A 13,517-nucleotide genomic window follows, 5' to 3' on the forward strand; every position below is an offset into this window, starting at 1 on the left:
TAATCAGCCTGCCACTGGATTGTTGACGCTGATCGGGGTGCTTACAAGGCCAACAGGCGCTGAGCCAGTTGTCGGCCAGATAGCCAGGCCCCTTCGATCCGGGAACCATGCAGCCAATCGCCGGCCAGGCCAAGCTGTTCGTGTTCGAGCAGCAGGCAGCCTTCATACAAGGGCCGGTCAGCCAAGGCGTAAAGCCAGCGGTGGGCATTGACCTCCGGTGGCTCGATCCGGACATTCGCGATCCGCGAGAAGGCAGACAGCAAGGCCACGACCACCGACTCGGGCGACTCCCTCACATGCAGGCGCGACCATTCGGGACAGGCATGCAACACCCAGGCTTCCCCCGATGGCCGCCCCGGCTTGCTGCTATTGCGCGCGACCCAGCTCAAGGGGCCGGTGTTCACAAAGCAGCCCTCGAACTCGCACGGCAGCGGATGATCGAAGCGCAGCATCAACGACCAGCAGGGCGCCATGCTCACCGCCGCCACCTGCTCGTGCAGCGGATGGTCCGGCCCGAGCAAGGCAGCCGCTTGCGGCGCTGGCACGGCCAACACCAGCCAACGGGCATGGCAACGGCCGCCGTCGTCGAACTTCAAACGCCAGTCGCTGCCATTGAAGGCCAGCTCCATGAGTTTGTGCTCGGCAAAGAAGGGCAGGCTGCCCAGCAGGTGACGCCCCAGGCTGCTCATGCCGGGCAGGCCGACAAAACGGCGTTCGCTGGCGACCGGCGCAAAATTCAGGCCGTCGAACGCGCGTATCCGCCCCTGCCAGCCGCCGACGACGCCGGCCGCCTGCCAATCGCCCACGGCGCTGACGAAATCCGGGTCACGCGCCGTGAAGTACTGCGCACCATGATCAAAGCTGGCCAGCGTGCCGCGACGGGTCGCCATCCGTCCACCCACGCCACGCGCCTTGTCAAAGATCGCCACGCCACGCCCGGCATCGGCCAGGGCACGGGCGCAGCTCAGCCCGGCCAGGCCAGCGCCGATCACGGCGACATCGACAATGGCCAGGCTGGAGAGGGTCATTTGAGCATCGGCTTGAGCTTGGCCATGACCTCGGGGGCGTCAGGCTCGGTCGGGGTGGAGAAGGGGTAGACCGTCTTGCCATCCGGTGCGATCAGGTATTTCTGGAAATTCCACTTCGGTGCCTGGCCGCTGGCCTTTGCCAGGTCCTTGAAGAACGGATTGGCCGACTCGCCCTTGACGCTGGAGGCTTCCGCCATCGGGAACTCGATGAAGTAGGTCAGCTTGCAAAAGTCGCCGATCTCCTTGTTGCTGGCCAGCTCCTGCTTGAAGTCGTTGCTGGGGAAGCCCACCACCGTCAGTCCCTGCGCCTTGTACTGCTTGTACATGGCCTCGAGTTTCTCGAACTGCGGGGTATAGCCGCACTTGCTGGCGGTATTCACCACCAGGATGGGTTTGCCAGCCATGCCGCACAGGTCGAGCGGCTTGCCCTGCAAGGTCTTGAACTCGTGGTTCAGCAATGCAGGACAGTCGGCAGCGTAGGCCGCAGGCAGCAGCAACAGGGTTGCGGCAATCAGGACAGGACGAAGCATGGGGATATCTCCGAGGGGGAAAACGATAAGGCATGGACCATGCCGGATGGCGCAAAGTGGGCGAACAACTTTCAGTGTAGCTGCCGACGGTCAATCCGGTGCGCGTCGCGCCCAGCTCAGACCGACAGACCCTGTGCCAGTTTCAGGACCTGCGGCGCAATCTCCTGCGCCCAGCGTGCCGGGGTAAGCCGGTAGGCTGGCCCGCTGCAATTGATGGCCATGGCAGGCAGGCTGCCGACGATCGGTACCGCTACGGCATGGATATCGGGCTCGAACTCCCCAAAGGAGGCGCAATAGCCATCCTGGCGGTAGCTGGCCAGAACCTGTAGCAGGCTTGCCTGAAGCGCCGGCCAGCGCGGCCCGTACTCATCGGCCAGCAGGCTGTCCAGGCGGTTGCGTTCGGCCTCGTCCAGGGTGACATAGAGCGAGCGGCCAATGGCCGTGGTGGCCAGCGGCACACTGGACCCCACCTCCAGGCGTATCCCCACCCGCGTCGGTGCCCGACAGGTTTCCACGTAGACCACCCGCGTCCCCTGTCGGACCCCGAGTGTCACCGACAGGCCGGTTTCCTCTGACAGGCGCCGCATCGGTGCCCGTGCCCGTTCGCGCAGGTCCAGCCCTGCCAGCGCGGCAAAACCCAGCGTCAGCACTGCGGGCGCAGGGTGGTACTTGCCGGCCTCGTCCTGGCTCAGGTAGCCCAGCTGGCAGAGGGTATAGGTCAGGCGCGATACGGTGGACTTCGGCAAACCGCAGCGCTGGGCCAGTTCGGTATTGCCCAGGGCCCGGTCTCCGGCCTTGAAAGCCGCCAGCACATCGAGGCCGCGCGCCAGCGCGGTCACGAACAGGCGGTCGTTATCGTGTTCGGCGTTCATGCGGCGCGCCCTTTGGGTTCGATGATGACGAGGCCGATACCGGCAACCAGGAGGCCCGCGCCCAGCCAGAAAGCCTGCTGCGGTATCTCACCAAAGCAGAGATAGCCCAGCAGCGGGCTGAACAGCAGCAAGGAGAAGCTGCCCGCCTCCACTGCGCTGGCATCGCCAGCCCGGTAGGCATGGATGTAGCAGATGAATATCCCCAGCGTGCAGATGCCCAGCAGCGGTAACAGCCACCAGGCCGACATCGGCAAGGCAGGCAGATGAAAACCGCTCAGCACGCCAAACACGACCCAGTTGGTGACATAGCTCCACCAGATGATGGTGGGTATGGCCTCCACGCTGCCCAGCTTCTTGAGCACGACGCCGAGCGAAGCCTCGAACAGCGCGCACAACAGTGCGACCAGTGCCGCCAGCTGGAAAGCATCGGCACCTGGTCGCAACATCGCCAGCACCCCGAGAAAACCGATGCCCACGCCAGCCCAGCGCAGCCAGTGTGCCTTTTCACCCAGCAGGAACACGCCCAACGGCAGCATGAACAACGAGGCCGTCATCAGGTAGGCGTTGGTTTCGGCCAGGGGCAGCCGGGTCACCGCCCAGGCTGCGCAATAGGCCGAGGACGCGATAAAGAAGCCGCGTATCAGGTGCAGGCGCGGGTTACGGGTCAAGATGACCCGACCCCGGCTCCACAGCACCAGCGGCAGCAGGAGTGTCAGCACCACGTTGGCACGCAGGAATACCAGCTGTTCCGCATTGAGGTCATAGCCACCCAGCTGCTTGTTGATGGCATTCATGACCGCCCAGCACAGCATGGCAATAATCACCAGCCATACCCCGCGGGTATTGCCAGACATCGCTTGCCAGCGGTTCTTCAAGGAAATCAGCATCGTAGGATCAATTCAAGCGAAGGGGCGCGACTTTACACCAGCCAAACTGGCGGGTAATCTGTTTCGCACTGTGAAATTGTGTTCCGCATTGCGGAACAAAGCAAGTGGCTTGCGTGACTGGTCGTCCATGAACCGGATGACGCGGTCCGGCGGCGCCCAGGTGCCGCGGAAGAGGAAGTCGGATACGAAGATCGTCGGTCCGGCCAGTCACGCAAGCCGCTGCCTCAATCGAATACGGAGATGGAGAGAGACATGGCCAAGCCACACTTCCAATGGGACGACGCGTTGCTGCTGGACGAGCAACTGACCGAAGACGAACGCATGATCCGCGACGCGGCCCGCGACTATTGCCAGGGCAGACTGCAACCGCGCGTGCTGGAAGCCAACCGGCATGAGCGGTTTGATCGCGAGATCATGACCGAACTGGGCGAGCTGGGCTTCCTGGGTTCGACCATCGAAGGCTACGGCTGCGCCGGCGTCTCGCACGTGGCCTACGGTCTGGTCGCCCGAGAGGTCGAACGCGTCGACAGCGGCTACCGCTCCGCCATGAGCGTGCAGTCCTCGCTAGTCATGTACCCCATCTATGCCTACGGCACCGAGGAGCAAAAGCAGAAATACCTGCCCAAGCTCGCGACGGGCGAATGGGTGGGCTGCTTCGGCCTGACCGAACCCAACCACGGCTCCGACCCAGGCAGCATGATCACCCGCGCCCGTTCGGTGGATGGTGGCTACGCGCTGTCCGGCGCCAAGATGTGGATCACCAACTCCCCGATCGCCGATGTCTTCGTGGTCTGGGCCAAGACCGACGACGGCGAGATCCGCGGCTTCGTGCTGGAACGCGGTATGAAGGGCCTCTCCGCCCCCAAGATCGAAGGCAAGTTCTCGCTGCGCGCCTCCATCACCGGCGAGATCGTGATGGACGAGGTATTCGTGCCGGAAGCCAACCTGTTGCCGAACGTGCGTGGCCTCAAAGGCCCGTTCGGCTGCCTGAACAAGGCACGCTACGGCATTGCCTGGGGCGCCATGGGTGCGGCCGAATTCTGCTGGCATGCTGCACGCCAATACACACTGGACCGCCTGCAGTTCGGCCGCCCGCTGGCCGCCAACCAGCTGATCCAGCTCAAGCTCGCCAACTTCCAGACCGAGATCACGCTCGGCCTGCAGGCCGCCTTGCGCGTTGGCCGGTTGATGGACGAAGGGCGCGCCGCGCCGGAGATGATCAGCCTGATCAAGCGCAACAACTGTGGCAAGGCCTTGGACATCGCCCGCATCAGCCGCGACATGCACGGCGGTAATGGCATCAGCGACGAATTCCACGTGATCCGCCACGTCATGAACCTGGAAGCGGTGAACACCTACGAAGGCACCCATGACGTGCATGCGCTGATCCTGGGCAGAGCTCAGACGGGGATTGCCGCCTTCGGCCAGTAACACCAACCGGAAAGCGCAGCCGGGGCGGATTAGAATGGATCCACACACCCGAGCAACAGGGTCTCCCCCGATGCGTTTTCCCTTTATTGCAATTGGCCTCGGCCTTTGTGCCCTGGTCACGGAGGCAGCCGTACCGTTTCGCGTCTGCACGCTGGATGTGCCGTTCTACCCGCACACCCTGCCCAACGGCAAAGGGCAGTTGCAGCACCTGTTGCGCCGCGCAGCCAGGACGATGCCACTGCAGTTCGAGAATCATGTGGCACCGCGCCGGCGTTGCCTAGATGAGCTGAAAAACGGCCAGACCGAAGCCATCATCGGCGCCTGGATAGGTGAGCGGGAAGCCTACGCCGCCTTCCCCATGCGCAATGGCGCGCTGGATGAGGCCCAGGCACTGACCGTCACCCGCTTCATGCTGTTCCGGCGCAAGGGCAGTACCAGCAGTTGGGACGGAGGCCAGTTCAGCGGGCTCGGCAACGGCTTGATCGGTGTGCAACTGGGCTTTGTGCATGTCGCCAAGCTGCAGGCGACCGGGGCGCCGTATGACGACGGTGCCCGCTCGGCGGTGCAGAACCTGGAGAAGCTGCGACTGGGTCGTCTCGCTGGCGTGATCGCCATGGAAGAAGAAGCCGGTCAGCTGGTGCAAAACCGCTACCGGGATGTGATCGAGGCGGTCGAACCGCCGTTTGACCGGACCGTGCTGTACCTGATGGTGGCGCGACCGTTTTATGAACAGAACCGTGAACTGGTCGAGCGTTATTGGCAGGCAATACGCAGCGAGCGCGAATCGGCCGGCTTCCGCCAGTACCTGCAACAGTACCGCTAGGCATGCCGTGCGGTATGGAGAAACCAGTACCGTGTCCGCACTCAAGCACCTGCGCATCCTCGACCTGTCACGTGTCCTTGCCGGCCCCTGGGCCACCCAGCAACTGGCCGACATGGGCGCCGAAGTGATCAAGATCGAAAAGCCCGACGGCGGCGACGACACCCGCGGCTGGGGTCCACCCTTCCTGAAGGACAGGCAGGGCGAGACGACCCGCGAGGCGGCCTACTATCTGTGCACCAATCGCGGCAAGGAATCGGTCACGCTGGATATCACCAGCGAGGCGGGCCAGGCCAGGCTGCATGAGCTGGTCAAAAGCTGTGACGTGGTGGTCGAGAACTTCAAGGTCGGCGGGCTCGCCAAATACCGGCTCGACTACGCCAGCCTGTCGGCCATCAAGCCGGATCTGGTCTATTGCTCCATCACCGGCTTCGGCCAGCAGGGGCCGCGCGCCGAGCAGGCCGGCTACGACTTCATGATCCAGGGCCTGGGCGGGCTGATGAGCATCACCGGCGCACCGGACGGCGAGCCCCAGAAGGTGGGTGTCGCGGTGACCGATCTGTTCACCGGCATGTATGCCACCGTAGCCATCCTGGCCGCCCTCTCCCACCGCGATCGCAGCGGCGAGGGTCAGCATATCGACCTGGCGTTGTTCGACTGCCAGTTGGCCATGCTCGCCAACGTCGCCAGCAACTATCTGGTCGGCGAGGTGAACCCGCCACGCTACGGTAACGCCCACGCCAACATCGTGCCCTACCAAGCCTTCGCGGCTAGCGACGGGCACGTGATCGTGGCGGTCGGCAATGACAGCCAGTTCGCCCGCTTCGCCGAACTTTGTGGCCACCCAGGCTGGGCACAGGACCCGCGCTATGCGAGCAACAAGGCACGCGTAACCCATCGCACTGAACTGATCCCACTGATCCAGGCCGCGCTGTCCACCCAGCCACGTCGCCATTGGATCAGGCAGATGGAAAAACTCGGCATCCCCGGCGGACCGATCAACACCATACCGGAAGCCCTGGCAGAACCGCAGGCCCAGGCCAGGCAGATGGTGGTGGACATCCCCCATCCTGCCGGCAGCGTGCGCATGGTGGCCAACCCCATCAAGTTCTCGCGCACCCCCATCCGCTATCAGGCCGCCCCGCCGACGCTGGGTCAACATACCGACAAGGTCCTGCCCTCATGAGCCCCAGCCCTGCACCGCTGCCTGTCAGCACCGACAAGCTGCTGCAACGCGCCAGCTTCAATACACTGATCCGCCCCTATCTGGTTATCCAGATCGGCCTCCTGATCGCCATCACCGTTGTCGGCCTGCCGCTGGCGGTACTGTGGTTCTGCGGTGTCGGCCAGTGGTGGGCCCATCACTATTACGACAAGCTCGAATGCGAACTGGGTAGCCGCACCTTGCGCTTCCGCAAAGGCATCCTGTTCCAGGTTGAAAAGACCATCCCCCTTGAGAACATCCAGGACGTGACCTTTATCGAAGGCCCCATCCTGCGGCAATTCAATCTCGCCATGCTCAAGTTCGAAACGGCCGGACAAAGCCAGCATGCCGGCAACCAGATGCAGCTGATCGGCATCATCGACGCCCACGACTTCCGTGCCCGCATCCTCGCGGCTCGCGACGCCCTGCGGCACGGTCAGCCCGCCCACGCGACCGCCACGGATGAGCAGACCGCGCAGCTCGCCCTGCTGGCGCGGATCGCCGATCGGCTCGACGAAATCAGCAACCAGCTCAAGCAACGCTCCCACCAGGCCGACAGCAGCCTGCAACAGCACGAGAAACAATCATGAAACAGCACGACCCGATCACCACCTTCATCACCGAACACGGTATCCGCGAAGTAGAATGCCTGGTCGCCGACATCAACGGCGTCCCGCGCGGCAAGGCCATGCCCGCAAAGGCCTTCGTCGGCGGGCAGGAGCTGCGCCTATGTCGGGCCGTGGCCATCCATACCGTGACCGGTGATTGGGCAGACTATCGTTATTCCGGCGAGGGCGATCCGGACATGAAGCTGCTGCCGCTCCTGGAAACGCTCAAGCCGGTCCCCTGGGCCAGCCAGCCCCGTGCCCTGGCCATCCATGACTGCGTGGACCTGGACGGTCGCCCCACCCCTATCGCCAGCCGCAATGTGCTGAAATCGGTCCTGGCGCAATATGCCGCCAAGGGCTGGTCACCGGTGGTCGCGCCGGAGCTCGAGTTCTATCTGCTGGCCGCCAATACCGACCCCAACGAGGCGCTGACGCCGCCTGACAGCCGCAACGGCCGTCGCGAAGATGGGAACCAGGGCTTCAGCCTGGGCGGGCTCAACGATCATGCCGGTTTCTGGGATGAGGTCTACACCGCGCTCGAAGTGCTTGGCATCCCGGGGGACACCTTCGTCCACGAACTGGGGCCGAGCCAGTACGAGATCAACCTGCTGCATGGCGACGCACTCAAGCTCGCCGATCAGACCTTTCTGTTCAAGTACGCCCTGCGCGAGATTGGCTTCAAGCATGGCTTGCAAGTCGTCTTCATGGCCAAGCCGCTGGCAGGCCAGCCAGGCAGTTCCATGCATCTGCACCAGAGCGTGGTCGACAGCCAGGGACAGAATATCTTCAGCGCGCCGGATGGCAGCGCTACCCCCCTGTTCGGCCAGTTCATCGCCGGCCAGCAGATCGTCATCCCCGAGCTGATGCCGCTGTTCTGTCCCCATGTGAACAGCTACCGCCGCTTTGCCAAGCATATGGCCGCACCGGTCAATCTGGCCTGGAGTCACGACAATCGATCGGTCGGCATCCGCATTCCGCAATCCTCGCCGGTCGCACGACGGGTGGAGAACCGCATCCCCGGTTGCGACGCGAACCCCTACCTCGCCCTGGCCGGCAGCCTGGCCGCCGGCCTGCATGGCATGGAGCAAGGCTTGCAACCTACGGCCGAAGCGCAAGGCACCGTGTTCGACCAGGCCGATAGCGGTCCGGCCCTGCCGCGCACGCTCGATGCAGCGCTGGCCGCCATGCACGGCAGCACCGTGGTACGTCGCCTTCTGGGCGACGAATTCGTGAACGCCTTCGTCGCGGTCAAGGAGCTGGAACTGGACAGCTTCCTGACCGAAATCACCCCCTGGGAGCGACGTTACCTGGCTGCCCTCGTCTGAGAAAACCGCACCATTTGCGTGCACCCACCGGCGGGATGGCGTCAAAGCGACTCACCTGCCGGCCCGTCTTCTGCACATTCGTACAACAAATTGCACCGAGAGTGGCCGAAATGCCGCAGCATCGGGCTAACGCAGATTGCCCCGCCAGCCGCAGCACGGCACAATCGCGACCAAATCGGCACGGGCTCTGCGCCCAACAAGGATGGTCATGGCGGCATTAGGTTTGGGTTTACGTGGCAAATCATTGCTGGCGCTCGCGCTCGCCTGCCTGCTGGCTCTGATCCCGGCGGCCCTGATCGGCTGGCAGGTGGTCGACAATATCCGCAACCACTTCGGCCTCGCCTACGCCCGCAACGCCACCTTGCTCAACCGCGAGCGAATCTTCGCCCCGGTATCGCGCGAGCTGGCGCTGTCCAAACGTCTGGCCGCCTCCGAGGTCACGCGGCAGTGGCTGGAGGATGAAGACAATCCCGCCAAGCGTGAGCTGTTCTTTCGCGAGGCCGAGGGCTATCGCAGTGACTTTCGCGACCACTCCTATTTCATCGTCTCCGACCACAGCTACCAGTACTACTTCAACGATACCAAGGGCAGCTTCAGTACTGCACCGCGCTATCAGCTCAAGAACAACAACGAACCGGACAGCTGGTATTTCAATACCCTGCGCGACATTTCGCACTACAGCATCAACGTCAACCGCGATGTCACGCTGAACGAGACCAAGGTCTGGTTCAACATCATCGTGCAGGACGGCAAGCGCAAGCTCGGCATGGCCGGCACCGGCCTTGATCTCACGACCTTCCTCAAGCAATTCATCAGCAATGATGAGGCCGGCGTCACACCCATCATCATCGACCGCAAGGGCGCCATCCAGGCCCACCCGGATCGCAAGCTGATCGGCTTCAATTCTGCCACCCAGAAGACAGAGTCGGAAACCACCAGTCTGTTCCGCCTGCTCGGCAACAACCAGCAGATTGCCGACGTGCGCGCCGCCATGACGGCCGTCGAGCAGAAGCCCGACAGCGTCGAAGTCCGTTCGGTCGTACTGAGTGGCAAGCCGCAGCTGCTCGCGATCAGCTATATCCCGGAACTGGCCTGGCATGTGCTGACTGCGGTCGACCTGCACGCGGCCAAGGTGATCGAAGACCAGTGGCTCACGCCCTTGCTGCTGACACTGGCGCTGATGTTGATCGCCCTTCTTGCCGGCTTTGCCTACGCAGTGGAAAAGCTGGTCCTGCGCCCCTTGCGCCAGTTGCAGCAAACCGCCCAGGCAATGGCCGCCGGCCACTACGAAGTCGCCCTGCCGGCAGGGCGTAGCGACGAGATCGGCCAGCTCAGCACCGCCTTCGGCGTAATGGCCGAGAAGGTGCGCAGCCACACTGCCGACCTGGAGTCCCGCGTACAGGAGCGCACCCAGGCGCTGGAACAGGCCAACCGGGACATGGCCGCGGCCCACAAGAAGATCGACGATTCCATCGATTACGCCAGCCTGATCCAGCGTGCCATCCTGCCGAACCGGCAACTGGTCAGCGCACTGGGCGAGAAACACGCGGTGCTGTGGCGCCCTCGCGACGTGGTCGGTGGCGACTTCTATGTCTACCGCGCTGGCGAGCAGGGCTGCCTGTTCGGCGTGGTGGATTGCGCCGGCCACGGCGTACCGGGGGCGCTGATGACCATGCTGGCGCACGCCGCCATCGATCAGGCGATTGCAGATGCCAGTCTGTCCGACCCGGCTGCCATCCTGACCCGTACCGACCAGATCGTCCGCGCCATGCTACGCGACCAGCCAGAGCAACAGGCGCTGGCGACCAATATGGATGTCGGCCTTGCCTATGTGGATTTCGACCGCCGCCAGATCACCTTCGCCGGTGCCAAGATTGCCCTCTACTACAGCGATGGCGCCACGGTCGAGCAATTGCCAGGAGCCCGCCGTGCCATTGGCGACAAGCGCCAGGGCCAGTACAGCAATACACTGCTCAGCCTCGCCAAGGGCCATACTTTCTACCTGACCACCGATGGCTTTCTTGACCAGGCCGGCGGTGAACAGGGCTTTGGTTTTGGCAGCAGCCGCTTTACCGAGATGATTGTGCGGCACGCGCGACTGCCGTTGTCCGAGCAGGGGGATGCCTTCGCCGCCACCCTGGCCGACTACCAGGGCGAGCACGCCCAGCGAGACGATATTACGATGTTGTGTTTCCGCTTTGATTGATGCGCCAAGCGACTGCTCAACCACCCAACTGGAGTCACGATGGAATCGCTAGACCTCTACAGCATGCGCGAGAGCTACAACCGGCAACAGATCATGCTGTGCTTCAATGGCCCCATCTCGCGCAGCTTGATCGAAGAGATCGGCAATGCCCTGCGTAACTACCTGCAAGCCGATCATGCCCATCCGTCCGCTGCCATGGACGTGTTCGCGGTCTATATCGAGATGACACAGAATATCCGCCATTACGCCAACCTCAAGGGCTGGGCCGAGCAGGAAGCAGCGGCTACCGTGGTCATTGCCCGCGATAGCGAGGGCCACTATGTCGTGTCAGCCGGCAACCTGGTCGAACAGGCGGATGGCCAGCACCTGCTGGCCCAGGTCGACAAGCTGGCCGGCCTCGACAAGATCGCCCTCAAGGCCGCCTACAAGGAGCAACTGCGCAAGCCCCGCGACGAGGCCGCCAGCAGTGGCGCCGGTCTGGGCCTGATCGACATTGCTCGCAAGGCCAGCGCACCGCTGGTCGCCTCGCTGCGCGAGCTGGCCGATGGCCGCGCCTTTTTCAGCCTGCGCGCTGTGATTTAAGTGATTGAAGAGCAAAACCATGAATGATTTCTCCATCGCCGGTACCCAATCCACCCCCGCCATCCAGGGCGCCTGGGCAACCGGGACCCTGAGCATGCAGGGCGACTCCTACCCGGAGAATTCCTACGAACTGTTCCACCAGGTCTTCGAATGGGTGGAACGCTTCCTCGCCGAAGGCGGCCAGCCACTGCGGCTGGAACTGCGTTTGCTATATCTGAATACCAGCAGCATCAAGGCGATGATGGATATCTTCGACCTGCTGGAAGAAGCCCACCACAGGGGCAAGCAGGTATCGGTGAACTGGCACTACGATCATCGCAACGAGCGGGTCGCGGAGCTGGCTGAGGAATTCAAGGAAGACTGCACCTTCCCGTTCGAGATTGTTGGACACGACTGATGAAACCGGACCAGAGCGAACTCGAAGCACTGATCAAGCGACTACTGGCGGACCCCGACTATCGGGACAGTCCGGTCACACACGTCCTGGGCCAGCTCTGGCAGCAGCACCGCGAACTCCTGAACCGAATGGAGCGCATCACCCGGGTCTCGGACGTCTACCAGAGCCTGGCTCGCGAGCGCGAGATGAGTCTCAGCGAGCGCTTTGACAAGCAGTTGCGCCAGCTGGAAAAGGTGGCCCGCATCTCGGACCGCTACCAACACATGATGCGCGACCTCAACCTCGCCCTGCGCGAAGCCTCCACGCGAGACTCGCTGACCGGCATCGCCAACCGCCGACTGCTGGTGGAACGTCTGAAGGCCGAGGTCGAGCGCAGTGAGCGACAGCAGCATGTATTCAGCGTGGCGATGATCGACATCGACTACTTCAAGCGGGTCAATGACCAGTACGGTCATGAGGTCGGCGATACCGCGCTGATCGAGATCACCCGCGTCATGGAAGCCGAAGTCCGCGAGTACGATCTCTGCGGCCGCTGGGGCGGGGAGGAATTCCTGATCCTGCTGCCCGAGACCAGCGTGGATACCTCGCTCGGCGTGATCGAACGTATGCGCGACAGCATCCGTACCCTGGCGGTGCGCGTCGGCGACCAGGCCTTGAGCCTGACGGTCAGCTGCGGCCTGGCCCAGCATCAGCCCGGTGAAAGCTACTCCGAAACCATCAAGCGCGCCGACAACGCCCTGCTCGCCGCCAAACGCGGCGGCCGCGACCGCTGCGAAGTCGCATAAGCCGGTTGTTCGGCACGCTTCCTGTGCTGTTGTGGACGGCAATTGCCCCGTGCCCGCATTGAATGCGGGAGTGAGTCCCGCAAGCTGCCTTACGCTCGACCGGATGTACCCCGTCACCGACGAGAGCAAGCAGAGAAAAGGTGGCCCGACAGCACCACCATTTTGGGATCCCTCGCGCTTGTCTTTGTAAGGTGGGCATGTTTCCCCGCAACGGAAACGGGCCCTACAACCAGCCTTTGTCCCGCGCCAAGCGCGCCGCCTCGATCCGGTTCGCCGCGCCCAGCTTCCCGATCGCCTCAGACAAATAATTGCGCACCGTTCCTTCGGACAGATGCACCAGCCCGGCAATCTCACCGGACGACTTCCCCTCCCCCGCCAGCCGCAATACCTGCCGTTCGCGGTCGCTGAGCGGGTCCTCACCATCCCAACCCGCCAAGGCCAGCTCCGGCGCGATCGCCCGGCCGCCACCCGCCACCCGGCGTATCGCGGCGGCCAACTGCTCGCTCGGCGCATCCTTGAGCAGATAGCCCGCCACGCCGGCCTGCATGGCGCGATTCAGGTAGCCGGCCCGGCCAAAGGTGGTGACGATCACCACCCGGGTCGGCAAGCCGCGCTGCTTGACCTGCTGGGCCAGCTCCAGCCCCGTCATCAACGGCATCTCGATATCGGTCAGCAGGATATCCGGCTGCAGTTGCTCCACCAGTTGCAAGGCGGCCTGACCGTCACCGGCGTCCCCCACGACCTGGAAGCCCGTCTCCAGTCGCAACAGGGCCGCCAGCGCGCCGCGCACCAGTGCCTGGTCTTCTGCCAATACGATACGTAGATTCGCCACCATCACCCTC

14 protein-coding genes are annotated in these 13,517 nt (G+C 63.5%); 9 read left to right on the forward strand and 5 right to left on the reverse strand.

Annotated features, from left to right (window positions below; genetic code table 11):
* Positions 1-41 precede the first annotated feature (41 nt).
* The 4 genes from ACYVHK_RS23335 to ACYVHK_RS23350 all read right to left on the reverse strand — a co-directional run bounded on the left by ACYVHK_RS23335 (position 42) and on the right by ACYVHK_RS23350 (position 3,317).
* Positions 42-1,028, reverse strand: a complete 987-nt coding sequence (locus ACYVHK_RS23335) for an NAD(P)/FAD-dependent oxidoreductase (protein ID WP_460537203.1) — start codon at positions 1,026-1,028, stop codon at positions 42-44.
* Positions 1,025-1,558 (reverse strand): glutathione peroxidase, encoded by a 534-nt coding sequence (locus ACYVHK_RS23340; RefSeq protein WP_460537205.1) that lies wholly within the window; start codon positions 1,556-1,558, stop codon positions 1,025-1,027. Before ACYVHK_RS23340 ends, ACYVHK_RS23335 begins: the two co-directional genes overlap by 4 nt.
* A gap of 116 nt (positions 1,559-1,674) precedes the next feature.
* The gene (locus tag ACYVHK_RS23345) at positions 1,675-2,430 is read right to left on the reverse strand and encodes an IclR family transcriptional regulator (RefSeq protein WP_460537207.1); all 756 of its coding nucleotides are present in this window, start codon (positions 2,428-2,430) and stop codon (positions 1,675-1,677) included.
* Complete coding sequence (locus ACYVHK_RS23350; RefSeq protein ID WP_460537209.1) at positions 2,427-3,317, reverse strand: DMT family transporter; 891 nt, start codon at positions 3,315-3,317, stop codon at positions 2,427-2,429. Before ACYVHK_RS23350 ends, ACYVHK_RS23345 begins: the two co-directional genes overlap by 4 nt.
* A gap of 252 nt (positions 3,318-3,569) precedes the next feature.
* Here ACYVHK_RS23350 and ACYVHK_RS23355 point away from each other — a divergent pair, with 252 nt between their 5' ends.
* From ACYVHK_RS23355 to siaD, 9 genes are all read left to right on the forward strand, one after another.
* Positions 3,570-4,748, forward strand: a complete 1,179-nt coding sequence (locus ACYVHK_RS23355; RefSeq protein WP_460537211.1) for an acyl-CoA dehydrogenase — start codon at positions 3,570-3,572, stop codon at positions 4,746-4,748.
* Positions 4,749-4,818: 70 nt separating this feature from the next.
* On the forward strand, positions 4,819-5,571 hold the full coding sequence (locus tag ACYVHK_RS23360; protein WP_460537213.1) for a substrate-binding periplasmic protein: 753 nt from the start codon (positions 4,819-4,821) through the stop codon (positions 5,569-5,571).
* A 31-nt stretch (positions 5,572-5,602) separates the two neighbouring features.
* A complete protein-coding gene (locus ACYVHK_RS23365; RefSeq protein WP_460537215.1) occupies positions 5,603-6,754 on the forward strand; it encodes a CaiB/BaiF CoA transferase family protein in 1,152 nt (383 codons plus the stop codon).
* Positions 6,751-7,362, forward strand: a complete 612-nt coding sequence (locus ACYVHK_RS23370; RefSeq protein ID WP_460537218.1) for a YdbT family protein — start codon at positions 6,751-6,753, stop codon at positions 7,360-7,362. The genes ACYVHK_RS23365 and ACYVHK_RS23370 overlap by 4 nt, the downstream gene beginning before the upstream one ends.
* A complete protein-coding gene (locus ACYVHK_RS23375) occupies positions 7,359-8,705 on the forward strand; it encodes a glutamine synthetase family protein (RefSeq protein ID WP_460537220.1) in 1,347 nt (448 codons plus the stop codon). The genes ACYVHK_RS23370 and ACYVHK_RS23375 overlap by 4 nt, the downstream gene beginning before the upstream one ends.
* A gap of 208 nt (positions 8,706-8,913) precedes the next feature.
* Positions 8,914-10,911, forward strand: coding sequence for a biofilm regulation protein phosphatase SiaA (siaA, locus tag ACYVHK_RS23380; protein WP_460537222.1), 1,998 nt, complete (start codon positions 8,914-8,916; stop codon positions 10,909-10,911).
* A 39-nt stretch (positions 10,912-10,950) separates the two neighbouring features.
* Entirely contained in the window at positions 10,951-11,493 is a 543-nt protein-coding gene (siaB, locus tag ACYVHK_RS23385) for a biofilm regulation protein kinase SiaB (protein WP_460537225.1), read from the forward strand.
* A 19-nt stretch (positions 11,494-11,512) separates the two neighbouring features.
* On the forward strand, positions 11,513-11,890 hold the full coding sequence (gene siaC / locus ACYVHK_RS23390) for a biofilm regulation phosphoprotein SiaC (protein ID WP_460537227.1): 378 nt from the start codon (positions 11,513-11,515) through the stop codon (positions 11,888-11,890).
* Positions 11,890-12,675 (forward strand): GGDEF domain-containing protein, encoded by a 786-nt coding sequence (gene siaD / locus ACYVHK_RS23395; protein WP_460537230.1) that lies wholly within the window; start codon positions 11,890-11,892, stop codon positions 12,673-12,675. Before siaC ends, siaD begins: the two co-directional genes overlap by 1 nt.
* A 223-nt stretch (positions 12,676-12,898) precedes the next feature.
* Here siaD and ACYVHK_RS23400 read toward each other — a convergent pair whose 3' ends face one another.
* Positions 12,899-13,507, reverse strand: a complete 609-nt coding sequence (locus ACYVHK_RS23400; protein ID WP_460537233.1) for a response regulator — start codon at positions 13,505-13,507, stop codon at positions 12,899-12,901.
* Positions 13,508-13,517: the final 10 nt, after the last annotated feature.

The sequence above is a fragment of the Chitinimonas naiadis genome (assembly GCF_054780835.1).